General features: G+C 38.6%; 24 protein-coding genes. 17 read left to right on the top strand and 7 right to left on the bottom strand.

Annotated features, from left to right (window positions below; all coding sequences use genetic code 11):
* Positions 1 to 151 precede the first annotated feature (151 nt).
* Positions 152 to 1,768, bottom strand: coding sequence for a hypothetical protein (locus WD048_01655; GenBank protein ID MEX0810890.1), 1,617 nt, complete (start codon positions 1,766 to 1,768; stop codon positions 152 to 154).
* Positions 1,769 to 1,960: 192 nt separating this feature from the next.
* On the opposite strand from WD048_01655, the gene WD048_01650 reads away from it, so the two are divergent.
* Positions 1,961 to 2,086: a hypothetical protein gene (locus WD048_01650; protein ID MEX0810889.1), complete on the top strand. Its 126-nt coding sequence runs from the start codon at positions 1,961 to 1,963 to the stop codon at positions 2,084 to 2,086.
* A gap of 132 nt (positions 2,087 to 2,218) precedes the next feature.
* On the opposite strand, the gene WD048_01645 is transcribed toward WD048_01650, so the two are convergent.
* Positions 2,219 to 3,397: a Rieske 2Fe-2S domain-containing protein gene (locus WD048_01645; GenBank protein ID MEX0810888.1), complete on the bottom strand. Its 1,179-nt coding sequence runs from the start codon at positions 3,395 to 3,397 to the stop codon at positions 2,219 to 2,221.
* Positions 3,398 to 3,401: 4 nt separating this feature from the next.
* Complete coding sequence (locus tag WD048_01640) at positions 3,402 to 4,382, bottom strand: class I SAM-dependent methyltransferase (protein ID MEX0810887.1); 981 nt, start codon at positions 4,380 to 4,382, stop codon at positions 3,402 to 3,404.
* A gap of 253 nt (positions 4,383 to 4,635) precedes the next feature.
* Between WD048_01640 and WD048_01635 the strand changes: the two genes are divergently transcribed.
* The 14 genes from WD048_01635 (at position 4,636) to WD048_01570 (ending at position 16,253) form a co-directional block, all read left to right on the top strand.
* Entirely contained in the window at positions 4,636 to 5,502 is an 867-nt protein-coding gene (locus tag WD048_01635) for an SDR family NAD(P)-dependent oxidoreductase (protein MEX0810886.1), read from the top strand.
* A gap of 60 nt (positions 5,503 to 5,562) precedes the next feature.
* Positions 5,563 to 6,075: a T9SS type A sorting domain-containing protein gene (locus WD048_01630; GenBank protein MEX0810885.1), complete on the top strand. Its 513-nt coding sequence runs from the start codon at positions 5,563 to 5,565 to the stop codon at positions 6,073 to 6,075.
* Positions 6,076 to 6,087: 12 nt separating this feature from the next.
* Positions 6,088 to 6,738, top strand: a complete 651-nt coding sequence (locus tag WD048_01625; GenBank protein ID MEX0810884.1) for a DUF1566 domain-containing protein — start codon at positions 6,088 to 6,090, stop codon at positions 6,736 to 6,738.
* A gap of 102 nt (positions 6,739 to 6,840) precedes the next feature.
* The gene (locus WD048_01620; GenBank protein ID MEX0810883.1) at positions 6,841 to 7,086 is read left to right on the top strand and encodes a DUF2188 domain-containing protein; all 246 of its coding nucleotides are present in this window, start codon (positions 6,841 to 6,843) and stop codon (positions 7,084 to 7,086) included.
* 236 nt (positions 7,087 to 7,322) lie between these two features.
* Entirely contained in the window at positions 7,323 to 7,556 is a 234-nt protein-coding gene (locus WD048_01615; GenBank protein ID MEX0810882.1) for a hypothetical protein, read from the top strand.
* The gene (locus tag WD048_01610; GenBank protein MEX0810881.1) at positions 7,541 to 7,855 is read left to right on the top strand and encodes a type II toxin-antitoxin system RelE/ParE family toxin; all 315 of its coding nucleotides are present in this window, start codon (positions 7,541 to 7,543) and stop codon (positions 7,853 to 7,855) included. The genes WD048_01615 and WD048_01610 overlap by 16 nt, the downstream gene beginning before the upstream one ends.
* Before the next feature lie 182 nt (positions 7,856 to 8,037).
* Positions 8,038 to 9,489 (top strand): Fe-S cluster assembly protein SufB, encoded by a 1,452-nt coding sequence (gene sufB, locus WD048_01605; protein MEX0810880.1) that lies wholly within the window; start codon positions 8,038 to 8,040, stop codon positions 9,487 to 9,489.
* A gap of 102 nt (positions 9,490 to 9,591) precedes the next feature.
* Positions 9,592 to 10,344: a Fe-S cluster assembly ATPase SufC gene (gene sufC / locus WD048_01600; protein MEX0810879.1), complete on the top strand. Its 753-nt coding sequence runs from the start codon at positions 9,592 to 9,594 to the stop codon at positions 10,342 to 10,344.
* Positions 10,345 to 10,352: 8 nt separating this feature from the next.
* On the top strand, positions 10,353 to 11,660 hold the full coding sequence (sufD, locus tag WD048_01595; GenBank protein MEX0810878.1) for a Fe-S cluster assembly protein SufD: 1,308 nt from the start codon (positions 10,353 to 10,355) through the stop codon (positions 11,658 to 11,660).
* A gap of 9 nt (positions 11,661 to 11,669) precedes the next feature.
* Entirely contained in the window at positions 11,670 to 12,917 is a 1,248-nt protein-coding gene (locus WD048_01590) for a cysteine desulfurase (GenBank protein MEX0810877.1), read from the top strand.
* Entirely contained in the window at positions 12,917 to 13,357 is a 441-nt protein-coding gene (locus tag WD048_01585) for a SufE family protein (GenBank protein MEX0810876.1), read from the top strand. Before WD048_01590 ends, WD048_01585 begins: the two co-directional genes overlap by 1 nt.
* Positions 13,350 to 13,673, top strand: a complete 324-nt coding sequence (locus WD048_01580; GenBank protein MEX0810875.1) for an SUF system Fe-S cluster assembly protein — start codon at positions 13,350 to 13,352, stop codon at positions 13,671 to 13,673. Before WD048_01585 ends, WD048_01580 begins: the two co-directional genes overlap by 8 nt.
* Before the next feature lie 101 nt (positions 13,674 to 13,774).
* Positions 13,775 to 14,185: a BrxA/BrxB family bacilliredoxin gene (locus WD048_01575; GenBank protein MEX0810874.1), complete on the top strand. Its 411-nt coding sequence runs from the start codon at positions 13,775 to 13,777 to the stop codon at positions 14,183 to 14,185.
* Positions 14,186 to 14,432: 247 nt separating this feature from the next.
* Positions 14,433 to 16,253 (top strand): T9SS type A sorting domain-containing protein, encoded by a 1,821-nt coding sequence (locus WD048_01570; GenBank protein MEX0810873.1) that lies wholly within the window; start codon positions 14,433 to 14,435, stop codon positions 16,251 to 16,253.
* Between the two features lie 382 nt (positions 16,254 to 16,635).
* Here WD048_01570 and WD048_01565 read toward each other — a convergent pair whose 3' ends face one another.
* From WD048_01565 to WD048_01550, 4 genes are all read right to left on the bottom strand, one after another.
* A complete protein-coding gene (locus WD048_01565) occupies positions 16,636 to 17,472 on the bottom strand; it encodes an inositol oxygenase family protein (GenBank protein ID MEX0810872.1) in 837 nt (278 codons plus the stop codon).
* Positions 17,473 to 17,478: 6 nt separating this feature from the next.
* Complete coding sequence (locus WD048_01560; GenBank protein MEX0810871.1) at positions 17,479 to 19,026, bottom strand: solute:sodium symporter family transporter; 1,548 nt, start codon at positions 19,024 to 19,026, stop codon at positions 17,479 to 17,481.
* An 83-nt stretch (positions 19,027 to 19,109) separates the two neighbouring features.
* Entirely contained in the window at positions 19,110 to 19,745 is a 636-nt protein-coding gene (locus WD048_01555; protein MEX0810870.1) for a carboxypeptidase-like regulatory domain-containing protein, read from the bottom strand.
* 7 nt (positions 19,746 to 19,752) lie between these two features.
* The gene (locus WD048_01550) at positions 19,753 to 20,517 is read right to left on the bottom strand and encodes a CAP domain-containing protein (protein ID MEX0810869.1); all 765 of its coding nucleotides are present in this window, start codon (positions 20,515 to 20,517) and stop codon (positions 19,753 to 19,755) included.
* A gap of 257 nt (positions 20,518 to 20,774) precedes the next feature.
* Between WD048_01550 and gcvP the strand changes: the two genes are divergently transcribed.
* Both gcvP and WD048_01540 read left to right on the top strand, forming a co-directional pair.
* Positions 20,775 to 23,672: an aminomethyl-transferring glycine dehydrogenase gene (gene gcvP, locus WD048_01545; protein ID MEX0810868.1), complete on the top strand. Its 2,898-nt coding sequence runs from the start codon at positions 20,775 to 20,777 to the stop codon at positions 23,670 to 23,672.
* Between the two features lie 62 nt (positions 23,673 to 23,734).
* Entirely contained in the window at positions 23,735 to 25,432 is a 1,698-nt protein-coding gene (locus WD048_01540; GenBank protein MEX0810867.1) for a metallophosphoesterase, read from the top strand.
* The last annotated feature ends 5 nt before the right edge of the window (positions 25,433 to 25,437 follow it).

Below are 25,437 nucleotides of genomic sequence, written 5' to 3'. Positions count from 1 at the left end.
AACAACTTTTGATGAAAATTATTCAAAAAATATTTGCTTTTAAGCACAGTTCATTGCGAAGGAGGTAAGGCTGTGGCAATCTCCTTGGATTTAAGGTGCCCTTTTTCTTGGTCACAAAGCCACAAAGTTTCAAAGAAATTTTAGATAATTCTTACAGCTTTTTGCCAAATTTCCTAAATGCAGCAACAAATTGATAGATTAACCAAGCATTGATAATTCTGACTAGAAATGAAATGACATACGAAACACTACTCAAAGTATAACTATCATTGAGTATAGTCTCAATAGTACTAACTCTATGCACAGGATTAAGCATAATAGTTAAAACCTTGATATTCTCTTCAGAGAAGAAATAGTTGAATACGCTTAATGAAGTATTTTTAATAGCAATTAAAAATGAAGTGAAATCTACCCAACCAAAATGATAAGGAGCATTTGAAAAAGTAATAGGTAGAAGAAGGGGAATGATTATAATATTTAGGATTAAAATTAATCTTAGAGCTCTCCAAATAGAAATGCCATGATTGTTCGAAACTTTATTAGCATAAGTAACTAGCCTATCTTCCCAGTTTAGGTCTTCTCTACTATCATAAGCTGCAAACATTTTTTGATGCATTTCCAAAGCTCCAACTTGGTCAGCTTGGTTGGCTAAAGCGTACTTTAGTTGACGATAATTTTCATACTCATCTTTTGGTAGTTTTTTTGGTTTATTAATGTTTGGACAAGCATAAATTTCCTTTGGAAAAGTAACATTTGTAAACATAGATTTTGACAAAGTACTTCTGTAAAAATTAACTTTTTCAAAGGATGAAAAATCGACTCTATCAAACCAGACATTATTTAGAATTGATTTTGAAGAATTAAAATAGCTTCCCGGAAGTTTTCTTGATTTTAAATTATAGATTTTAAAATCAGAAATTTCAATATGATAAAGACTTAATTTATTTATTCTAGAGTCTTCAATATCAATTTTGGAAGTTGATTTACCTATTATTTTTAGGCTAGAAAGAATAGAATTCTTAATTCTAATGAATTCAGTCTTGTTTTTATTTTCGTGTATGAGGATATTTACATTTAAATCTATTTTATTTAAGTCTTTATTGTTTGAGAAATATTTATAGGTGTTCCCTTTTTTAACCCAGCCTTTCTCCTCCTCCTTGTCAAATTGAAAATATAAAGATTTCAAATAGTTAAAATTCAGTTCAGTTTTGCGACTAATCAGGCCTAGCAGCTTGGATTTTACAAATTTTGATTTGGTATTTGATTTTGTTTTTAAGTGTTTACTTGAATAACGGACATTGACTTTAGTATTTTCTCCACCATCTATAGTTAATTTGCCTATAGTATTATATAAAAATATATTTTCTATGTTTTTCGTGTTGCTAAGCTCAACATTCTCTTGAATGACTACATTTGAAAATGTTAAAGATTTGATATTGCTTTCGTCAAACCATAAACTTCTAATTCTGCAGTTGGAATATTCAATTGAGATATTCATTTTTTCATCATCCAACCAATTATTCCCTAAACAACTTTCAAATTCAGAATAAAAAATACAGTTGTAGAAATTAATAAATATAATTTCAGGAAGTGAATTAAATTTGTAGAAATTTACCTTTCCATAAAAAACACAGTTAGCAAATGAAATCCTGCCAGTTTTTATTGGTTCCCCTTCTTTTGGTTGAGCTATATTGATAGTAACGTCATCAAATAACCTATCCTTTATTTTCTCCAGTTTATGTATTTCAAAAGTTGCCGTTTCTTTCATTTAAATAGTTAAGTATTAATAAAATCGTATAATTTTATTAGTATAAATAGTGCTTGCTTCAAAAAACTCCTTTCCTCATCCTTCAATTCACTTTCAAAGGCATTGAAACATCGACCATGATTTCATGAACCATATTCAGAGAAGAAAGCTGCATTACAAATATAACGCTTTCTTAATTCAATCGAAAACATTATGCTCATTTCCATAGATGGAGATTCCCCTCTACCTGCCCAGCCACCCACCAGAACTTATACTTCGGTACAGGCTGGGTCAGGCGGGCAGGGGAATGACGGGAGTATTTTTGCTGTGTTCCTTTGAATTAATTCTTTGAGCCCTTAGAATCAGACCATTTTTTGATAGTTGACTTTGTGCTCTTTGTGGCTTTGTGGCTTTGTGGCGAAATTATAGCCTTAGCGGCAAAAATACACTTGGCACTTTAGTAGCAATCCCTCAATTCGATTGCACTTCCTGATACAGGGGTTCTTTTTCGTCATCAGCTTCAGAAAAAGCATTTTCTTCTGAGTAAAACTGACTGTACCATTTCCTCATTTTCATGATTGGCCCATCGCCTTTTACCAGCATTGGCTTGCGGGCAAATGTTTTGCGCTCCCAGATATTGATGTCATCGTGAAACTGCACTGCTGCTTCTCCCACAATGTATTTTACGGCCAAGCTGAAATTATTGCGCGGTGCATAAATATGGTCTTCCATACGGACCTTGAGTGTTCCAATTGGGGTGAAAGTTTTCACGATCATCGGGCAGCCAAAACGGGTATCAAAAGCAAATACCAAAAAACCAGGCCCAAAATAGGTCACCTTGGCTTTGCCACCGGCATTCTCTATAAGGGAATTGTCTTTGTTGCGGGCTATTTGCGCATGATCGTAAAAATAGGCCATGTGCTTTTCTTCGCCTTCGCCAAACTCGATGTGCGTCTTGTGGGTTACATGCACAAATTTATTGGCAAAAGGGATGGTCAGTAAATCGTGCACTACATTAAAGTGCGCATAATCGGCTCCATTTTCAGAAAAATCCTGCAAATGGATGCGCAAGGTTTCCTTCGTGCTGCCGTAGTATTTATAAGATTTCAATTCTTCCAGATACCCTTCCGTATCCCAAGTGGGGGCTTTGCCTTCGCTGTGGTACCAAACCAAGATCAGTCCCCAGTTTTCCTTCACTGTCCAGCAATTGGCATTGGTATGTTCTTGATTGTGCCCATTATCCGAATAGGGAATGTGCACGCATTTTCCTTTGGTATTAAAATTCCAGGCATGAAATGGGCAGACCAATGTGTTGTCCTCTACTTTTCCATCGGATAAATTGGCACCCAAATGCGGGCAATATGCATCTACCACGCCCACTTCACCATTTTCAGCGCGAAATACCGCTAATTTTTGCCCAAATGCAGTGATCTCCTTTACTTCTCCTTTTTTTATACTATCGGAGCTGCAAAGGTTGAACCATCCATTGGGAAATGGCGGGGGAAAGGTTTCTGCGCGTTTTGCTTCAAAATCAGGATCGAATTCGTGCTTTTGGCGTTTTTTGGATTTGTCCTTGAAAAGCACCAGGTAAATGAGTGCTGCCAAAGCAAGAAGAATTGCCAGTACTACAATCAAAACTTTTAAAATCATAATATCAATTCGCTTTTTTACGCACAACAAACATATGCATGGGAGTGAAAATATCGAGTTTGCCACCGGCCACCAATCCATCGGCCGCTACCAGCAGTATTTTTTGGGCACGACTTACGCCTTTTTTGGCAATGCCAAATGCTTCCAGTGTTCGGAGCAGATAGTGGGTGAATGTGCGGCTCACTTTGGTATGCTTTATTTGCGACAAAGACCAACCACTCTGAAGGGTTGCGTACCAGGGCATATTGTTTTCAGCATCGTGTTTTGCCAGGTCGATACTCAATTCTTTTTCAAATCCGGCATCATCTATGGCCTGATTGATTTCCTGAATAGTGCTTAGCCTTGTGATGCCATTGCCGTATTCTATCATTTCCTTGGCTTTTACATGTTCGGCATTACTGGGATCGTACTTATCGGTGAGTGCCCATTGATAGAAACAAGCGGTTCCGGCCGGCTTTAGTTTTTGTGAAATCTGCTGGTAAACGCCCAAAATACTGGGGGCATGGCACAAAGCTTCTATCGCATACATTTTATCAAAGCTGTTGTCAGGAAATGGAATATCCATAAAATCTCCTTGCTGTACCTGTAGCAAATCCTTAGCTTCTGATGCCGCATTCAATTCCTTGCAGCGATTTACCTGGTGTTGATTGATGGTAAGTCCGGTGATGTTTGCGCCCGAATATTTGGCAATGTTCCGAGCGGGGCCCATAATACCGCAGCCCACATCCAATACTTTGTCCTTTGGGCCGAGCTTGAGCTGATCGGAAAGGTGATGCTCGTGGCGCAGGATGCTGGCCTGAAAATCCTCTCCTTTTTGGCGGGGTGCAAAATGAAAGGATTGGCCCCAACCGCGCTCGTAAAATTTGGTAATGAGTGTGTAGAAATTATCGGTGACTTTCTGTGCTGCTTTGCTGCGCTTATCGTAGTCCTTTTCCTTAAAAACCTTGTTGTAATCCGAGACTTTCTCGTGCTGGGCAGTTGACATTTTTTGTTGTTGAATTATTTATTGAGCATAATTATAAAAATATTTTAGGGAGTAATCAAATTGACATATTGAAAACCATAAAAATCATGGGGATGTATAGAAAACAAAAAATAGTAAAATTAGCCCTATTTCCTGCCCACTTGCTATTGAAATTCCATTGAAAAGCGATTTTCAAATAGGGTATTAATCTTTCAATTGTTATTACAGGTTAAAAAATTCACTACTTTCATATTTCCAAAACCCATTCTAAATCATGGAATACTTTAAAAAATCAGCGCCCAATAAAACCGCTTTTATTACCGGAGCTGCTTCTGGCCTGGGCAGGGCATTGACCTTGGAATTAGCTGCCCAGAATTGGACCATCGGAATTTGCGATCTCAACACAAATGGACTAAAAGAAACACAGGAACTTGCCGAGCAATCGGGAGGGAAAATACAGTCCTATTCCTTAAACATTACCGACTCTACCAGATTTCAAGAAATTTGCTCCGATTTTCTTGCAAAAACAAACAGTATAGATGTATTGATAAACAATGCGGGCATTGGTGCCTCTGGAAAGACAGATGAACTGAGTATTGAGTATTGGAACAAAGTCATAGGCATCAACCAAATGGCTGTGGTTTTTGGCTGTAAATTTTTTATTCCGCAAATGAAAAAACAAGGTTCGGGCACCATTATCAATATTGCAAGTGCGGCCGCATTTTCAAGTGCTGCAGGAATGGGTCCCTACAATGTGAGCAAAGCAGCGGTGCTTTCACTTTCAGAAACCTTACATGCTGAACTAAAAGATGAAAACATCAGTGTATCAGTGGTAATGCCTACGTTTTTCAAAACCAATATCATGCAAGATGTAAGTACCGATAGCGAAGGAAGAAGATTAGGGGAGCTGATGATTGCTACTTCGGGGCTGGAACCAGATGCAGTGGCGCGTACTATCCTGAAAGCAGCCAGCAAAAAACAGTTTTATATTATCCTGCCCTGGAAATCCAAAATGCTATACATAGCCAAAAGATGGATGCCCGGCTTAATGCTGAAAATCAATGCGATGCTCTACCGAAAAAGGGAAAAGCTGGAAAAAATGCTGGAAAAGAAATATCAAAAGCAGCAAGCTGAAAAATAGTGAATATTTTAGAACCTTCTAATAAAAAACTTTAATTTAGAGTAATTAAATTCAAATATCATGCTTAGAAAACTCGTTGTAATTTTTTTATTTTCTTTCTTGAGTATTGTTTCTCAATCTCAAAATATCTACTTGAATTTCACGGATGGAACCACTGCTCAATTTGCTTTGAGCAATGTTAAGAATATCACTTTCTCAGGTAACGATATGAACCTGAACTTAAATGATGGAAGTACCGAGAGTTGGAATGTTTTGCAAATAGAAAGATACAGTTATAAGCAATTTACTTCTGTGAATGAATTCAATTCTGCTTTTAAGGATTTTGAGGTGTTTCCAAACCCAGTCCAAAGTCAGTTGAACCTCAGTTATTCCACTGATGAAGTGGGTAAGATGAACATTGAATTACTGGATGTTACAGGTAAAATCATTTACCAAAAAGAGCATTTTAACCATAGTTCTGGAAACCACCAATTATCAATAGATGTATCAGGTGAGGTATTCAGCTCTGGTATTTATTTCTGCAAAATCTCTACACAAAATTCTTCATTAACGAAAAAGATCATTAAGCAATAAATCATTAATATTATGAAAAAATTATTCTTTTTAACAGCCCTTTTATTTTCTATTTCCGCAATTGCCCAAACCAATATGACCATTCATTTGAGCAACGGTACTACTGAAACTTTTTCGCTTAGCAATATTGACAGTATTACCTACAGCAATACTGCACCACCCTCCTATACAGTTGGAGATACAGGACAAGCGGGCATTATTTTTTACGACAAAGGATCTTACAGCAATGGCTGGCGCTATTTAGAGGTTTATCCCGACTATATGAATCAGTCTTTATGGGGATGTTCTGGTCAGTCGATTAGCGGTACATCTGATGCAATCGGTACTGGACAGGCAAACACAACTGCTATATTAAATGGCTGTGCAACACCTGGAATTGCAGCTAGAGTTGTTGATAATTTTTTCACAAATATAAATGGCGTGAATTACGATGATTGGTTTTTGCCTTCTGTAGAAGAGTTAAACATGTTATATTTATCATACAATTCTAGTCAGTTAAACTATTCATTTTTAATGAATGGCAACCAGAGTATATGGAGCTCAACTCAAAGTTCCACTTCACCTTCTAATAGTGCTTGGTTGATCTCAATGACCGGTGGTAATTACTTTGAAGATTTTAAATCTACTAACGCTTATGCAACACTCGCAGTAAGAAAATTTTGATTTTTGGAATATTTTTAGAAAAAACAACTTCTACCATCAAAGTAAAATGTCTGAATTTAAAAAGTCTATGGAGAGTTATATGATTGTAAAAAATTCTGTAAAATGACTGTAAAAACAAAAAGGGTAAACAAAAGACTGATAAAATCAGCGAGAACTGATTCTAAAAGAATTCATATTACACCCCGAACAAATGGTTGGGCAGTAAGAAAAGAAGGTAATTTTCATGCAACAAGAGTATTGGAAACACAACAAAAAGCTATAGATTTTGCTGAAAAATGGGTGAAATCAGGAAATGCAAGTTCTATTATTGTTCACACTAAGGATGGTAATTTTAGAACCTCAAAATAAAATGGATGATCATTTAGTTATCCAGTAAAACACACTTTCATTTTGCATTCCCCACTTGCCCTACTTGCGCGCATTTGCAGCATAGCAAGGCGTATAGCGAATGCGTGCAATTTAAGACGAATTCTCATCCAACTATCATTTGATCCCAAACAAACTGCCGCAAGGTATCTTGTGGCAACTAAAAACAAGTTAGTAACTTGGTTTATTGGTTGCTTGATTTTTGTATATTTGAAAGTATGGGCAAGGTAAATCACAGAAAAAAACTAATCGATAAAATAAAAAACATTGATGATGAAGAGGTTATCGATGAAATTTATCGTTTTTTGGAAATCAGCTTTGACGATACTGTTTATCAATTGAATGATGAGCAAAGAAAAGAAATAGAACAGGCCAGAGCAGAAATCAAGGCTGGTAAAGGCATATCATCTGAAGAAGTAAATAAAGAAATAGATGAATGGCTAAAGAAGTAATTTGGTCACCTCTTGCAAAAAGAAAACGGAATGAAATTCTCGAATATTGGGTCGAGAAAAATAAGTCAAACCATTATAGCATTAGCTTGAATAATCTCTTCAAATCAGCCGAGCAATTAATTTCGATATACCCAAGTATTGGAAAGCTTTCAGATGATGGAAATGCAAGGTTTAAAATCGTTCGGGATTACTTAATGTTTTACGAGCAAGCAGGGAATAAAATATACATATTGACAATATGGGATAGCCGACAAGACCCTGAAAATCTCACATTGAGTAAGAAAGCGAAACAGAAATGACATCTTTCCAACAAAATTGGAATTAACACTAAAATCTCCCCAAGCTTCATTTTGCATTCCACCTTATTTTTCTTTGCTTTTGCACGAAACTTTTTGCTTGGCTTTGTGTTAGACAATCGATGTTATTTAGATTTATTCTAAGTAATTGTTTAACTTTGCCATAGCGCATTAAAACAAAGGAAATGTCAGAATCAGAAGACCTGAAAATTATAGATGAAGTAACCGGAGGAAAGTATAAATATGGCTTCAGTAGCGACTTTGATGCCGATAGTGCTCCAAAGGGATTGACAGAGGAAACCATTCACTTTATTTCTGCCAAAAAGAATGAACCCGAATGGATGTTGGAATATCGCCTGAAAGCTTATAAAGCCTGGCTAAAAATGAAGGAACCCAGTTGGGCCCATTTGCACCACCCTCCCATCGACTACCAGAATATGATTTATTATTCTGCGCCCAAACCCAAGAAAAAATTGGACAGCCTTGACGAGGTAGATCCTGAATTGAGAGCTACTTTCGACAAATTGGGAATTTCCCTGCAAGAGCAAAAAAGATTAACGGGCGTAGCCGTAGATGCTGTGATGGATTCCGTTTCGGTAGCGACTACCTACAAAAAAGAATTGTCTAAAAAAGGGATAATTTTCTGCTCATTTAGCGAGGCCGTGCACAATCACCCCGAATTGGTCAAAAAATATTTGGGTTCAGTTGTGCCAGTAAGGGATAATTATTTCGCAGCACTGAATGCAGCCGTTTTTTCCGATGGCTCATTTGTGTATATTCCCAAAGGCGTGCGCTGCCCTATGGAATTGTCCACCTATTTTAGGATCAATGCGGAAAATACCGGGCAGTTTGAGCGCACATTGATTGTGGCCGAAGAAGGCAGTTATGTAAGTTATCTGGAAGGCTGCACCGCTCCCATGCGCGATGAAAACCAATTGCACGCTGCAGTAGTAGAATTGGTAGCTCAGGAAAATGCGGAAATTAAATACTCCACCGTTCAGAACTGGTACCCCGGTGATGAAAATGGAAAAGGCGGTATTTACAATTTTGTAACCAAAAGAGGCATTTGCAATGGCGCAAATTCAAAAATCTCTTGGACACAAGTTGAAACCGGTTCTGCCATTACCTGGAAATATCCCAGCGTAATCCTCAAAGGCGACAATTCCATTGGAGAATTTTACTCGGTGGCCGTAACCAATAATTACCAACAAGCCGATACCGGAACCAAAATGTTGCATATTGGCAAAAACACCAAAAGCAGAATTGTATCAAAAGGTATATCTGCCGGAAAAAGCCAAAACAGTTATCGCGGATTGGTACGGATGAACAAAACAGCCGATAAAGCCTATAATTTCTCCCAATGCGATTCGCTCCTGATTGGAGAAACATGCGGTGCGCATACTTTTCCTTATTTGGAAATTGAAAATAAAACCGCTCAAGTAGAACACGAAGCCACAACTTCCAAAATTGGCGAGGACATCATGTTCTATTGCAATCAAAGAGGCTTGGATCCAGAAGTGGCCATGAATTTGATCATCAATGGCTATTGCAAGGAAGTATTTAAAAAACTACCGATGGAATTTGCCGCTGAGGCCCAAAAATTATTGGAAGTGAGCTTGGAAGGTTCGGTTGGATAATCAGTAAAAATGAAAAGCTAAATTGAAGTTCAATAGCAGTTTGATAAATTTTAGAATTATTTAGATTTTAGTAATTAAAATTTAGAGTTTAAAATAAAATAAATGTTAAAAGTTAAAAACCTAAGTGTAGAAATAGAGGGCAAGGAAATCCTAAAAGATTTCAACCTAGAAATAAACCCAGGTGAAGTACATGCCATAATGGGTCCAAATGGAGCCGGGAAAAGTACCTTGGCTTCCGTATTGGCAGGAAGGGAAGGCTATGAAGTTACCAAAGGAGAAATCATTTACAATGGCAAAAACCTATTGGAGTGGGATCCTGAAATCCGTGCCAAGGAAGGCGTATTCCTGGCATTTCAATATCCGGTAGAAATCCCGGGCGTATCCATGGCCAATTTTATGAAAGCTTCTGTAAACGAAACCAGGAAATACAGAGGGCAAGAGCCGTTGAATGCAGCGCAGTTTTTGAAAACCATGCGCGAAAAAATGAAATCTGTTGAAATTGACGACAAGTTGATTTCCCGTGCCGTAAATGAAGGATTTTCCGGAGGAGAGAAAAAGAAAAACGAAATTTTCCAAATGGCCATGCTTGATCCTACATTAGCCGTTTTAGATGAAACCGATTCGGGCTTGGATATCGATGCATTGCGCATTGTATCAGATGGAGTGAACAAGTTGAGAAATGAAAATCGCTCGTTTATCGTAATTACGCACTACCAGCGATTGCTCGATTATATAGTGCCGGATTTTGTGCATGTATTGGCAGAAGGAAAAATTGTAAAAACCGGAGACAAATCACTCGCCCTGGAATTGGAAGAGAAAGGATACGATTGGATCAGAACTGAAACAGCCGTTTAAAATTATTTATGAAAACTGATATCAGCATATACAAAACAGCTTTCGAAAATCAAGTGAATGCCCTAAATGGCAGCCTCAATGAGGCCTTTAAGGAAAAGAAAAAAAACGCACTTGAAGATTTTGAGAAAACAGGATTGCCCAGCTCTAAAGTAGAAAGCTGGAAATACAGCAATCTTGCAGCTTGGACCAAAGGCAATTTCACACCTGTTGAAGATATTCCGGTTTCCAATCCAAAAATACAATCGCCTGTTTTGGGCATGAAAAAGGTGAACTTGATTGTATTGAGCAATGGAAACATCAATCAAGAAGCTTCTAAAATCATTGACCAAAACCTGATTTTAAGTTCGGTTCAAGAAGAATTGAAAAGCAGTGAGGGAAAAGCTTTTATTGAAAAATACATTGATTCCATCGAGAATCACGAAACAGAGCCACTGCATTTATTGAATACAGCTTTTCTAAAAGATGCCCTCTTTTTGAAAATAAAAGCAGGGAAAATCATAGAGCATCCCGTTGTCATAGTCCATCATTTTGATGCCATCCCCGAAAATGGAATTGTCCAAAATAGGAGCATTATAGATGTTGGGGAAAATGCGCAAGTGAAATTTGCAGAATATTTTGAAAGTAAAAATGCGGCTACTTTTCTTTACAACGATTTGCAGGAAATTTTCGTAAATGCCAGTGCCAGGGTAGAATGGTACAGATTGGAAAATGAAAATTGCCCGGGCATTCATGTGCAATCGCAAAAAGTAAAACAGGAAAAAAACAGTTATTTCAAATCCTGGTCATTTATCAAGGATGTGCAAAAATTGCGAAACAATACCTATGTGCAGTTGACAGGGCCTTTTGCAGAAACAAATATTTATGGTTTGTCTTTCCAAAATGGGAAAAGCCATGCCGACAATCACATATTGGTAGATCATGCGGTGGAAGATTGCCAAAGCAACCAATTGTTCAAGGGTACTTACAATGACAATTCCACAGCGGTTTTCAATGGAAAAGTATTGGTAAGGAAAGATGCGCAGCGCACCAATGCCTTTCAATCCAACAAAAACCTATTGCTTTCAGAAAAGGCGACTATCAACAGCAAACCTGAATTGGAAATATATGCCGATGATGTAAAATGCAGTCACGGTGCCACAACAGGTCAGATGAATGAAGACCAACTCTTTTACCTGCAAGCCAGGGGCATTGAAAAGGAAAAAGCAAAAGCCATTTTAAATCAAGCATTTTTGAGTGAAGTTCTGGATTATATCAGTATCCCGGAATTGAAAAATCACTTGAAGGATTACTTTAATCAGTGCTTTGAAACTGCTTAAAAACACAAAATGAGTACAGATACATTGACAAAAACTACAGCTTTCAATATTGAGGAAGTAAGAGCGGAATTTCCAATTCTAAAAGAAAAGATAAATGGAAAGCCACTGGTGTATTTTGACAATGGAGCGACTTCCCAAAAACCCATTCAGGTAATTGAGGCCATCAATGAATATTACAGCACCTACAATAGCAATATTCACAGGGGCGTACATTATTTAAGCCAAAAAGCCACCGATGCATATGAGGCTGCCAGACAAAAATTGGCTGATTTCATCAATGCGCCCGATTCAAAACTGATCAATTTCACCAAGGGAACTACGGAGGGAATCAATTTGGTGGCGCACAGCTATGCCCAGGAATTTTTAAAACCGGGCGATGAAATTGTCATCAGTACAATGGAGCACCATTCCAATATTGTGCCCTGGCAAATTGCCGCTGAAAAAACAGGCGCTACATTGCGCATTTTGCCCATTCACGACAGTGGGGAAATCATATTGGAAGAAGCCTCCAAAATCATCAATGACAAGACGGCAATCCTTGCTGTATCTTATGTCTCCAATGCAATGGGAATTATCAATCCCGTAGAGGAGCTGATACAAATGGCCAAAAAACACGGAGCAATTACTTTACTTGATGGCGCACAAGCTGTACCTCATTTAAAGGTAGATGTGCAAAAACTGGATTGTGATTTCTTTGCTTTTTCAGGACATAAAATGTTTGGACCAACTGGCACAGGCGTTTTGTACGGAAAAGAAGATTTGCTCAATAAAATGACACCCTACCAAGGCGGTGGCGAAATGATAAAAGAAGTGCGCTTTGAAAAAACTACTTTTAATGAGCTGCCCTATAAATTTGAAGCTGGTACTCCCAATATTGCTGGGGGAATAGGACTGGCAGCAGCCGTAGATTTCATGAATAAATGGGGCATTGAAAATATTGAAGCGCATGAACAAAACCTGTTGCAATATGCGCTGAATCAACTCAATGAAATTGAAGGTTTTAAAAGATATGGCAATTCCATGCATTCTGCCGGATTGGTTTCGTTTTTAATAGACGGAATTCACAGCTACGATATTGGTGTATTGCTCGACAAACAGGGAATTGCCCTCAGAACGGGCCATCATTGTTGTCAGCCGCTGATGAACCGCTTTGGAATTGAAGGTACTTGTAGGGCTTCATTTGCCCTATACAACAGCGAAGAAGAAATAGATTTGTTTGTAGAAGCCTTAAATAGGGCGATAAAAATGTTGAAATAATGCCGCAAGCAATCAAAGACATAGAAGCTGAAATAGTAGAAGAGTTTGGGATGTTTGAAGATCCTATGGATCGCTATGACTATATTATTGATCTGGGAAAGGAAATGCCCGAGTTGGAAGATAAATACAAAACCGATGATCGATTGGTAAAAGGTTGTCAATCAAAAGTTTGGTTGCACGCCTTTGAGGAAAACGGCTTGTTGGAATTAAGGGCGGATAGCAATACTGTGATTACGAAGGGAATTATAGCTTTGCTCCTGCGCGTATTTTCTGGCCAAAAGCCTGAAGATGTAGTCAATGCCGAATTGGAATTCATTGATAAAATTGGTTTAAAGGCGCATTTAAGTCCGCAACGCTCCAATGGGTTGAATGCCATGATCAAGCAAATCAAGCTCTATGCCCTGGCACTGAACGAAAAAGCAAAATTAGAGAATGAGTAAAACAATATCATTTATGGAATTGAAAGACACAATCATTCAAGAATTAAAAACTTGCTACGATCCCGAAATTCCGGTAGATGTATATGAGCTGGGATTGATTTATGAGGTAAATGTAGATCCGGGAAACAATGTAGAGTTAATCATGACATTAACCTCTCCCTCCTGCCCTGTTGCGGAATCACTTCCGGCAGAAATTGAAGAAAAAGTAAAAGGCGTGGAAGGTGTAAATGAAGTAAAACTAGAACTCGTGTTCGATCCACCTTGGGATATGGAAATGATGTCGGAGGAAGCCAAACTTGAACTTGGAATGCTTTAATAAGTGAATAGTTAAAAGTGAATAGTGATAAGTAGTAAGTCATAAGCGACAATCGCTTTTAAAATAAACAAATAATTAAATAACTCAATAAACAGATAAATATGTATCCAGCAGAATTAGTAGAACCCATGAAACAAGAGCTCTCAGGCAATGGCTTTAAGGAATTGCTGAGTGCTGATGATGTAGATAATGCAGTAAAAGCAAAAGGTACAACCTTGATGGTCGTAAATTCCGTTTGCGGATGTGCTGCCAGAAATGCAAGGCCAGGTGTATTGCAATCTTTGGAAGGGGATAAAAAGCCCGGAAATCTTACCACCGTTTTTGCGGGTGTGGATCAAGAGGCTGTGGCAAAAGCCAGGGAACATATGATTCCATATCCGCCCTCTTCTCCTTCTATTGCATTGTTTAAGGATGGTAAATTGGTGCATTTCCTCGAAAGGCATCATATTGAAGGCAGACCGGCAGAAATGATCGCTGAAAACCTTAAAACAGCTTATCAAGAGTATTGCTGATCACATCGGCAACAGTTATATTCAGCTCTGTCCGAAAAGACAGAGCTGTTTTATTTCAACATATATTCTATGCGAATATTCAAGCTATTAGAGAACAAAATCAGGAAGTTGATGTTTACCTAATAAAAAATGTCAGGTAAAAGCATATTGATCAGGAACTTATCTGTATGATTTATGTTTTAGAAACCGATTCATATTCCGTATATTTGGAGTAGTATTTTTAAAACAAACCCTTATAAAACAAGTGATGAAACATTTTTCTACAGTACTAACGCTTTTATTATTAACTGTTTTTTCTTCAAATTATGAAGCCTCAGCACAAGGTACCTGGGACAATATTTACACTATTCTACAGACTAATTGTAGCACTTCATCTTGTCACGGTACAGGCTCCCCTCATGGTGATTTTTTTGTAGATAATAGCAAATCTGTTCTTTACGATTCACTTATAAATGCAAAAATATTCAATAATCACGCAAGGGATAGTGTTAACAATAAACTGATCTACCCCGGTGACCCAGCAAGAAGTTTCCTTTTAAGAAAAATAGCACACTGCATGGATGGTGATTTGTTATTGCATCCTGACGAAAATGCCCCCATGCCGGAAAACCGTCCAGCACTTCCAGACTCTACTGTTGAAATGATTCGTCAATGGATACTTTATGGAGCTGAAGAAAGTGGAAAGATTCATAATGAAGAATTAATATCGGAATACTATGCCAATCCTAAAGATCATGTTAAACGCTTGTACCCACTGGCACCACCTAGGGAATGTGAAGGTTTCCAAATTCACTTGGGACCTATATTCTTAAAACCAAATGAGGAAGTGGAATATTTTGTTCCCTATGATCTTGGGGTAGATGATGACCTGGAGGTTACAAAGCTGGAAGTGAAAATGAATACGGAATCCCATCATTTTATCCTCTATAGCCTGGATTCTGCAAATGCACAAAACAAACCGAAAGGATTAAGAGAACTCGGTGCTGATGCTTTTGGTGGCAGCTTTGTAAACGCCTGGCAAAATGATGCTGAATACGAATTACCAAATGGAACGGCTTTCTTTTGGAAAAAAGACAAGGTGCTTGACCTGAATTATCACATATACAACTACAACAGCGATAAAATTCTTCCCGCTGAAGTATACCTAAATGTATATACACAGCCAAAGGGAACCGCTGAGAAAGAGATGAAATCTACACTGATCACAATAGACCCAATCACTAGTCTCTATATCCCTCCTTCCGATCCCAATGATCCCCCTGAGAAAGTCACAGCAACTTTTACAGAAGAAGTGATTCGAAACAGCTTGGATACCGTCAGCTTATTCATGCTTTCCACACATACACATTCCTGGGGAGCTGGTTATGATATTTTTAGAAGAGATCCTGCGGCTCCTCAGAAAAAAGGGCAAATGCTTTACGATGGAAATTTTGATTACATAAAACAGGAGTCTGTACAAAAATACAACTGGGAACACCCACCCATAAGGTTTTTTGAACCTTTGATGCCGATAGACATGAACCTCGGACTAGTGCATGAAGCAAGATATACAAGCTTAAACGCACATAACAAAGAACCACAGGGTTATATCCCAACGTTGGGAAATGTTCCCTGGACTTCCTGGAGTTTTGAAACTACAGGTGAAATGATGTTGATCTATATGCAATACGTTGACGGTACATATGAAGTCCCACATAATCCTTTAGCTACGGCTCAGTGTGATGCAAGTGAGCCTTTCCCTGATGCTGACCCTTGTGATAATTTTATACCTGAAGATACCACAGGTATTTATGATATTGCATTAGATGAAGAATCAGTAAAAGTATATCCTAATCCTTTCCAGGGAAGCACCAATATTGTTGTAGATATGCCTCAGCAAGCAGACTTGAATATCGAAGTGTATGATATGCTTGGAAAAAGAGTGGAAATACTTGCAAGCGGAACACACCAAAGCGGAGAGCACCGCTTTAGCTTCAATTCCAAAAATGCTTCTTCTAACGGCATTTACTTTGTGAGAGTTACCATGAACGATAAATCTTTGACTAAGAAATTGATTGAAATGCAATAAAATATTGTGTAATCAACTATAAAAAATGCGGAACTTAAAAATTCCGCATTTTTTTTTGCTTTAACAAACAATTGAGCAAACTGTCTGACGGTTTTTAACTTAATAGCATTATGTTTTACACAAAGGTTTAGAGCTTGTTAAGCGACATAAGTCCTGTAAATACACTAACCGTCTGACAGTTTCTGAAATAGAACACTTATCTATCTGACAATTTTTAGCTATAAACACTTTATTATGGTAATCAAATTCCTATAAAACGGCTTGTACTTGCTAAAGAGACAACATTGTTTCTATATTAAAACCCTTTAGGGTATATGCTTAGCATATATAGCAAAACAAGGTCAGCAATAGTGTAAGTTTCAGATTTTTTTAGGAATTTAAGCTAAAAATAAACTGGCTCAGTTCCCAAATACTTTTCTATAATCGGCTGATAATAGGATTTGAGTTGCGCTATATCAAAAGTATCCTGCGATTTGGTATAGAGGTCATATTTATTAAAATCCCTGACCCACTCCAGGTATTGCTCATCTTTTTCATTCATTAAATGTCGGTAACTGCCTTCTGTATGCCAGGGATAAAAAGAATGATAGCGAATCATAATCATTCCCGGCTCGGGAATTTCACAGGCTTTGTGCTGCTTTAATACCCAGTAAAAATATTCGTCATGCCCCCAGGCTTTCCAGCAATTGTCTATTCCGCAGTTTTCCAGGTAAATACCAAGCTCAGAATTGTATGCTGGGTTTTGCATGTCCGGATTTTCCTTATTGTATTCCGGGTAAACACAGGAATCGGGCAAAGCGCAACCCACAAGAAATATATCACCCACAAGTCCCCATTGTTCCTTAATTGAGGTGCCGTCTTGATCACAACCCTTTACAAATAAGATCTTTCCCAGGTCATGGATTAAACCAACCAATTGCATCCAATCAGGACGCCCGTCTTTGCGAATGGCTTCAGCAGTTTGGAACAAATGCAGGGCATTGGGCAAATTGATATCAGGATCACTCAGATCAACAAATTCATTCAGCTTCTCAATGGCATCCCAAATATGCATGGGGCGGTCAAAAGTGAGGTATTTCTTATGCATACACTGCACATAACCCAGGGTTTGGCGGCTACGCATTTTTCTGTAATTGTCCCTGATAGCCGCCATAATTTCCTGCTCGCCAGTGCTGTAATTCCTAAAAACTTTACCTGTGTTTTGTTTTGAAATTTCCATAAAAGATCAATAAAAAATAACATAAAGCGTAAGTGTAGCTAAAAAAACCAAGACACTCCACACTTTTACAAAAAGTGATGTTTTAAAATTCAAATGTTCTTTTCTTTCTGGCATCACTATAGTTTTAGTATTGGGCCAAATACTGCTTACAATTATAATATACAGCGAAATAATTACAAAGGTAATGGCCATGTAGTGCAAAAAAGCAATTTTTTCACCAGCAGGTAAAAATTCATCCATAATCAGACAGCCTGCATAAACAGGAATATTGAGCAGCATACCGCCAATTGCAGCTGGAGGACTTACTTTCTTCCATAAAATACCAAATACAAAAGCCGCTACAATTCCGGGCTGAATCAATCCCCAGAACTTTTGAATATAATCGTAAAGACTGCCAAAACCACCAATTACGGGCGCCCATAAACAGGCTGCCAATACCAAAACTAGTGTAACAATACGACCTGTTCGCACAATATTGCGGTTCTTGGCTTCCGGGTTTATATAAGTCTTGTAAATATCCAGGGTGAAAATTGCAGCAGCAGAGTTTAACAGCGAATCCATAGTGCTCAATACCGCTCCAAAAAGTGCGGCAAACATAACTCCAAAAAGACCGGAAGGCAATAGATTTTTCAGCAATACAGGATAAGCTGCATCAGCTATCTCTATCTGATCGGCATAAAGCTGATAAGCCATAATACCCGGAAAAACCACAATGAATGGAATCAGGAGTTTTAAGGTCGCTCCAAAAAGAATGCCTTTCTGCCCCTCATCAATGCTTTTTGCACCCAGTGTCCGCTGTGTAATAAACTGGTTCAAACCCCAATAAAAAATATTGGGCAACCACAAGCCTCCAATAAACACAGCTACCCAGGGCATTTCTGGATGATCCCAGGGCAGGACAGTATGGAGTTTGTCCTCAGAATTTGCCACAAAACTTTCCCAACCTCCTACTGCTTCAAATCCGAGAAACAACACCACCAAACCACCAATCATAAGTGTAGTTCCCTGGATTAAATCCGACCAGACAACTGCCTTTAAGCCTCCATAAGCCGTATAAAGACCGGAAATCACACCGATTAGCCAAACACCTTTTACAATAGGAAAATCAAAAATAGAATATAAGGCCAGGGCACCTGAATACAATACCGTTGCCAAAGTCACCATCACATAAAACACCATCATAAAAACGGCCATAATGGTTCGGGCAGTTCTATTGTAGCGATATTCCAGGTATTCGGGAATGGTATAAATACCAATTTTGAGAAAGCGTGGCAAAAAAAACAAAGCCACCAAAATAAGCGTGATAGCGGCCATCCATTCATAGCTTGCTATGGCTAAACCAAGGCTATAGCCTTTGCCAGACATGCCGACAAAATGTTCAGAGGAAATATTCGAGGCTATAAGAGAAAGTCCAATCAGCCACCAACTCAACTTCCGACCTGCCAGAAAATAGTCTTGTGAATTGTCTTCCTTGCGCCCGGCATAGAGCGATACAACAATAACCAGTACAATAAATCCAACAAAACAAACTAGGTCTAAAGTATTCAGCTCCATGCAGTCACAACTCTTAAAAAGCTGCAATTTATTATTTAATCTGCAAAGAATTGAAATTATAGAGGAAAGTAATCTTCAGAACTCTATTTATCCCGCTTAAAGGCACCGCTTCTCCATGCATCTATAAATTGTGACCAGGCAAGCGGGTTGAAAATATTCATTGGCGGAACCTGACCGGCATAGCTGTATTTGTATGCTTCATTGCGCAAATAAAAATCCTGGTTTTCATCGGCATCATAGGCCATAATATCACCCAGCTCTTTCATGCGCTCCTGATCGAGGTTTTTACGTGCTCTTTCCCAGTCATCATCTGAGATATTAAGCGAAAGAAATGCCTGGCGAAATTGCTCCGGTGTAGGCCAGGGATTGATTACTGTTTCTGGCAAATAAATAGTATCCCTGCTCAAAAGCTCGATAACAGAATATTTTGTATCGCTCAATGTATCTGGAATCACATAAACATTTGGCAAAAATCCCAGCGCACTAAAGCGAATGGAATCACCAGCATTGGCCACAAGCGAAAAGAAACCCTGATGATTGGCTATCGTTCCGTTTCCCGTTCCTTTGATCAAAACACTTGCATAAGGAATACCCTGCAAACTGTCACTTGTCAAAACCACTCCTGAGAACTGTATGACTTGTTTTTTTTTCTTTTGTGCAAAAAGCTCAAATGTTGAAAATCCGATCAATATTATTAAAGCAAGTGTTGTAATTTTCATAGTGTTGTTATCCTCCCAGTACCTGTGTTACAAAAACCTTGGGCAATTTGTTCGTTTCAACATTCACAAAATCAATCAATGCTGCAACACCTACCCATGTATAATCTTTGTTTAAAATATTCTGCCGATGTTGTGGCGATCGCACCCATTTGGCAACAATAGTTTTAGCCAGTTCACGATAAGTCTTTGGCACGATTAAGCCCTTAACTTCCTGATTATCGCCATAGTAGAAATCATTTTTACCATCCGGTTTTTGATCATACCAATACGGGCTTTTTTCATTGTAGTGATGAATAAAATCACGTGCCAGGTTTTCAGCCATATTGCGTCCTTCAAAACCCAGAAAACCAAGCCTGTCCACCACTGTTTTAAATTTGCGCTGATGTGGATTTTCATGTCCATAAAATCTTTTATTCACCATTTGCAGCGTATGGTACACAGCAGCATCTCTCAAAATCTGTCTGAATTCAAGGGCGGGTAAACCCTTGGAGTTTCTGTATTTATTGGTGTACATTACTATACAAACATTCAAAACAGTGTAATCCATTTCAGTATAGTCAATCTCCCTGTTGAACACCGGTAAGGACTCAAAATTTTCAATATTCAAATCTTTATAAACCTCATCAGAATAAGCTCCCGGTAAGGCATTGTATGCTTTAATTTGCTCCGCAGGAGGAGCATCAGGGTCAGATACCCTTACATCTACTACTTCATTATCTTGAATAAGAAATACAGGGAATAATAAAAAAAGAAATGTCAGGGCTTGAAGCATACAGAAATACTATTTTTTTGAGCAACTAATTTTGAACAGCCACCAATTTACAAAATTATAAAATTATGGGAGATGTGTACCTAATAACCAGAATTGAGATAATTAACGCTAAAAAACATAAAATCAACATAAAAAACTACATTCCCAACCAACTTAATTAAATGTTCAAATGTTAGCAGATTAAAGCTTGTAAATCCTAAAAAATCTGACTGCTGAATCGTAATTTTGCATGAATTTTTAAACAAAAAAATTCCCAGGTGAAAATCAATCTTAACGCTAGCGAAAAGTTTGTCAATAGACATATTGGCCCTAATAAAGAAGAGACTCAAAAAATACTGAATGTTATTGGAGTTGATTCTATTGATCAATTAATTGAAGAAACAATTCCTGCCTCTATTCGCTTAGAAGGTGAATGGGATTTACCAGAAAGTATAAGCGAGTATGAATTTCTAAGAGAGACCAAAGAAAAAGCTGCTAAAAACCAGGTTTTCAAATCATACATTGGTATGGGGTATTATAACACCTTCACCCCTACTGTTATTCAGCGCAATATTTTTGAAAACCCGGGTTGGTACACCCAATATACCCCTTACCAGGCAGAAATTGCCCAGGGTAGATTAGAAGCACTGATCAATTACCAGACAATGGTGAGTGAGCTCACAGCATTGCCTATTGCCAATGCTTCCTTACTGGACGAAGGTACTGCTGCTGCCGAGGCCATGAGTATGTTTTTCGGACAGCGCAATAAAAGAAAAACTGAAGCCCCTAAATTTTTTGTTGCTGAAAATTGCCTGCCACAAACCATTGAAGTGCTAAAAAGCAGAGCCCGCTTTCTGGAAATTGAGCTGGTGATAGATGCCGTGGAAAATGTTAATCCTGACGAAACATTTTTTGGAGCGCTCTTGCAATACCCCGATCAGGAAGGGGCTATTTTCAACTACAATGACTGGATTGCAGCTGCAAAAGAAAAAGGCGTATATATTGTAATGGCAACAGATTTAATGAGCCTCACACTACTCACAGCTCCGGGTGAATTAGGTGCAGATGTGGCAGTTGGAAACACACAACGATTTGGGGTTCCTATGGGATTTGGCGGCCCTCATGCTGCTTTTTTTGCCACTACAGAAGATTTTAAACGGCTCGTCCCCGGTAGAATTATAGGCGTTTCTATAGATGCAAATGACAATCCTGCGTACAGAATGGCATTGCAAACAAGAGAGCAGCATATTCGCAGGGAAAAAGCCACTTCCAATATTTGTACTGCACAAGCATTGCTCGCAATTATGGCCGGTATGTATGCAGTTTTTCACGGGCCTGAAGGGTTGAAAAAAACAGCATTAAAAATTCATGGCCTTGCGCGTGAACTCGAAAGACAATTAAAAGCACTCGGTCTTAGTCAGAAAAACGAAGCCTATTTCGACACCCTAAAGATCAAAACCAGTAAAGGCGAACAAGAAAAAATACAAAAGACAGCAGTAAACAATAAAGTAAACTTCAGGTATTTTCAGGATGGAAGTATTGCTATAGCTATTGATGAAACTACTCTTCCAGTAGATATCGATCAAATTGTTTCTGTTTTTTCAAATGCATTGGGCAATGATTCCTCTGATGCAAAAACTGCCAATGAATTAGAGATCACCCTGGATTGGCAAAATTCCCTGATACGCAACAGCAATTATCTCACTCAGCCTATTTTTAACAATTATCATTCGGAAAGTCAGCTTTTGCGCTATATTAAATCTCTGGAAAATAAAGACCTCTCACTTACACATTCTATGATAGCACTTGGCAGCTGCACTATGAAACTCAATGCCACAACTCAGCTTATACCTGTTAGCTGGCCTGAATTTGCTGCCCTGCACCCTTTTGTGCCAAAAGATCAGGCATTGGGCTATTACGAGATAATAGAAGAACTGGAAAAATACCTCAATACCATTACCGGATTTGATGCCACTTCCCTGCAGCCCAACTCCGGTGCCCAGGGGGAATATGCAGGCCTCCTGATCATAAGGGCTTTTCAGGAATCAAAAGGTGAAGGACAGCGCAATATCGTTTTAATTCCCTCTTCTGCACATGGTACCAATCCTGCAAGTGCAGTAATGGCAGGTATGAAAGTGGTAGTGGTAAAATGCGATGAAAACGGCAATATTGACCTTGATGACCTTAAAGTTAAAGCTGAAAAATACACAGAAAACCTCAGCGCGCTGATGATCACTTATCCAAGCACACATGGGGTTTTTGAAGAGCATGTAAAGGAAGTATGTGCAAGTATTCACGAAAATGGCGGACAGGTGTACATGGATGGGGCCAATATGAATGCACAGGTTGGATTGACCAATCCATCAATTATCGGTGCGGATGTATGCCACCTCAATTTGCACAAAACATTTGCCATACCTCATGGCGGTGGCGGTCCGGGCATGGGGCCAATATGCGTGAAGGCGCATCTCGCTCCTTTTTTACCCGGGCATCACCTAGTTAAAACAGGAGGAGAACAGGCTATTAATGCCATTTCTTCTGCGCCTTTCAGCAGTGCAAGTATTTTACTGATATCTTATGCCTATATAAAACTATTGGGCAAAGGCGGTTTAAAATCTGCTACTGAATATGCCATTCTAAATGCCAACTATATCAAAAGTCGGCTTCAGGACAGCTATGATATACTTTATACCGGTAAAAATAACCGGGTAGCACATGAGTTGATCGTGGATTTCAGAAAATTGAAAAAATCAGCACAAATAGAAGTGGAAGATGTAGCTAAAAGGTTAGTTGATTATGGTTTTCATGCACCTACAATGTCATTTCCAGTACCCGGAACAATGATGATTGAACCTACAGAAAGTGAAGATCTTGCAGAGTTAGACCGTTTTTGTGAAGCATTTCTTTCCATTAAAGGAGAAATTGAAGCAATAATAACCGGTGAGGCAGACCTGGAAGACAATGTGCTGAAACATGCACCACATACCTGTGAAGTAATTACCGCCAATGCCTGGAAACACAAATATGCCCGTGAAAAAGCAGCCTATCCACTGCCCTTTGTGCGCGATAAAAAATTCTGGACTCCTGTTGGTAGAATCAACAATTCACATGGTGATAGAAACCTGATTTGTACTTGCCCGGATATGGAAGCATATATGGAAGAGCATACATCATGAAAATAGTTTTTGCCTATTTTTTGAAGCAATTCCTGTATATTTATAAAACAAACACAACACTCATGAAAAAGCTTATTATCATATTAATGCTCTCTATTTTTTTTAATAGCGACAGCAATGCCCAGACACTTGTAAGAGGCCCCTATTTACAAGTCAATACATCTAACAGTATAGTAGTGCGCTGGGATACAGATTCAACCACTGACAGCAGGGTGTATTATGGCAAAAACCTCAATAATTTAGACATGAATGAGGTACTAAGTGATAAAGTGATCAAACACAAGGTTAAATTGACCAACCTTGAACCCAATACAAAATACTATTACAGTGTTGGTGATTCTTCCGGGATTTTATCTGCTTCGGAAGAAGCACAACATTTTTACACTGCACCAATACCAGGACCGGAATCAACCGACCCTATAAGAATTTGGGCTATAGGTGATTTTGGAAAAGGCAACCAGGGACAAAAGGATGTACGAGATGCCTACCTCAACTATCTTGGAGATTCACTGAGAACAAATGTGTGGCTTTGGTTGGGCGATAATGCCTATGATGATGGCAATGAACAAGAATACAGCGACAAAGTTTTTGATGAAACTATCTACAGCAGTATATTAAAAAACATGCCCTTCTGGCCCTGCCCCGGTAATCACGATTATAATAGTGTTTGTCCTATTATATGTACAGAAAACCCAACTCATCACGAAGGCGTTTATTATAATATTGTAAGCGTACCTGAAGATGGAGAAGCAGGTGGAACACCTTCAGGACTCCCGCTATATTATTCATTCGATTATGGCAATATACATTTTATCTCTTTGAATTCGGAAATAGGCTCTTCAGTAGAAGACTATGACTGGACCGGGATTATGAGTACTGCGGGATGGAATAATTCCCCTATGAAAGCCTGGTTAGAAGAAGATTTGGATCAAAATGAGCAACCCTGGGTGATTGCATTCTGGCATCAAGTTCCATTTTCCAAAGGTTCTCATGATTCTGATGATCAATGGGAATTGTATATGAAAGGCATGCGTGAAAATGTAGTGCCATTGTTGGAAAGCTATGACGTGGATATGATCCTTTGTGGACATAGCCATGTTTATGAGCGCTCCTATATGATAAAAGGATTTTATGGAAGTTCAGGAGATTTTGATTCCTCAGTACATGTGATTAATGGATTAAGTGGCAATCCTGACCTTGGAGAAGAATACATAAAAAATGTTGATCTCGTTGGCGGCAATAATGGAACCATGTATGTGGTTTCCGGAAATGGAGGTAGCAGTACATCCAACCCAGAGTTAAATCATCCAATAATGGCCGCTGCTGATGGCGGATCAAGTGCTTATGGTTCTGTTGTAATTGAAGTTTCAGGCAATCAATTGGATCTGATTTACCTTAAATCTGACAGTACAATTGGAGATAAATTCAGTATAGTAAAAAAAGGCATTCCAACATCTGACGGGGGGGCGATTAGCAATCCTAAAGAACAAAGCAATCTCAATCAATTGAAAGTATTTCCACATCCTTTTACGGATTATGCCAATGTATATTACAGTCTGAATAAAGAAACGGATGTGCAGGTTGAATTGCTTGACATTACCGGCAAAAAAATCAGTACAGTATTTGAAGGAACGCTGCCTGCCGGACCTCAAAACCACTATATCAACTCTAATAGCTTGGGGATATCAAAAGGCATGTACTTGGTTACCGTTAATGATGGCAATGAAACGAAGATTGAAAAAATTGTAAAAGTGGAGTAGTTTTT

It is taken from the genome of Chitinophagales bacterium (genome assembly GCA_040877935.1).
GTDB lineage: Bacteria > Bacteroidota > Bacteroidia > Chitinophagales > CAIOSU01 > JBBDNB01.
This window is presented reverse-complemented; position numbering and strand designations above follow the sequence as displayed.

Bases quoted from the DNA above. Each gene is read 5' to 3' on its own strand.
- WD048_01655 (MEX0810890.1), bottom strand. From the start codon at position 1,768: ATGAAAGAAACGGCAACTTTTGAAATACATAAACTGGAGAAAATAAAG.
- WD048_01650 (MEX0810889.1), top strand. From the start codon at position 1,961: ATGCTCATTTCCATAGATGGAGATTCCCCTCTACCTGCCCAGCCACCC.
- WD048_01645 (MEX0810888.1), bottom strand. From the start codon at position 3,397: ATGATTTTAAAAGTTTTGATTGTAGTACTGGCAATTCTTCTTGCTTTG.
- WD048_01640 (MEX0810887.1), bottom strand. From the start codon at position 4,382: ATGTCAACTGCCCAGCACGAGAAAGTCTCGGATTACAACAAGGTTTTT.
- WD048_01635 (MEX0810886.1), top strand. From the start codon at position 4,636: ATGGAATACTTTAAAAAATCAGCGCCCAATAAAACCGCTTTTATTACC.
- WD048_01630 (MEX0810885.1), top strand. From the start codon at position 5,563: ATGCTTAGAAAACTCGTTGTAATTTTTTTATTTTCTTTCTTGAGTATT.
- WD048_01625 (MEX0810884.1), top strand. From the start codon at position 6,088: ATGAAAAAATTATTCTTTTTAACAGCCCTTTTATTTTCTATTTCCGCA.
- WD048_01620 (MEX0810883.1), top strand. From the start codon at position 6,841: ATGACTGTAAAAACAAAAAGGGTAAACAAAAGACTGATAAAATCAGCG.
- WD048_01615 (MEX0810882.1), top strand. From the start codon at position 7,323: ATGGGCAAGGTAAATCACAGAAAAAAACTAATCGATAAAATAAAAAAC.
- WD048_01610 (MEX0810881.1), top strand. From the start codon at position 7,541: ATGGCTAAAGAAGTAATTTGGTCACCTCTTGCAAAAAGAAAACGGAAT.
- sufB (MEX0810880.1), top strand. From the start codon at position 8,038: ATGTCAGAATCAGAAGACCTGAAAATTATAGATGAAGTAACCGGAGGA.
- sufC (MEX0810879.1), top strand. From the start codon at position 9,592: ATGTTAAAAGTTAAAAACCTAAGTGTAGAAATAGAGGGCAAGGAAATC.
- sufD (MEX0810878.1), top strand. From the start codon at position 10,353: ATGAAAACTGATATCAGCATATACAAAACAGCTTTCGAAAATCAAGTG.
- WD048_01590 (MEX0810877.1), top strand. From the start codon at position 11,670: ATGAGTACAGATACATTGACAAAAACTACAGCTTTCAATATTGAGGAA.
- WD048_01585 (MEX0810876.1), top strand. From the start codon at position 12,917: ATGCCGCAAGCAATCAAAGACATAGAAGCTGAAATAGTAGAAGAGTTT.
- WD048_01580 (MEX0810875.1), top strand. From the start codon at position 13,350: ATGAGTAAAACAATATCATTTATGGAATTGAAAGACACAATCATTCAA.
- WD048_01575 (MEX0810874.1), top strand. From the start codon at position 13,775: ATGTATCCAGCAGAATTAGTAGAACCCATGAAACAAGAGCTCTCAGGC.
- WD048_01570 (MEX0810873.1), top strand. From the start codon at position 14,433: ATGAAACATTTTTCTACAGTACTAACGCTTTTATTATTAACTGTTTTT.
- WD048_01565 (MEX0810872.1), bottom strand. From the start codon at position 17,472: ATGGAAATTTCAAAACAAAACACAGGTAAAGTTTTTAGGAATTACAGC.
- WD048_01560 (MEX0810871.1), bottom strand. From the start codon at position 19,026: ATGGAGCTGAATACTTTAGACCTAGTTTGTTTTGTTGGATTTATTGTA.
- WD048_01555 (MEX0810870.1), bottom strand. From the start codon at position 19,745: ATGAAAATTACAACACTTGCTTTAATAATATTGATCGGATTTTCAACA.
- WD048_01550 (MEX0810869.1), bottom strand. From the start codon at position 20,517: ATGCTTCAAGCCCTGACATTTCTTTTTTTATTATTCCCTGTATTTCTT.
- WD048_01540 (MEX0810867.1), top strand. From the start codon at position 23,735: ATGAAAAAGCTTATTATCATATTAATGCTCTCTATTTTTTTTAATAGC.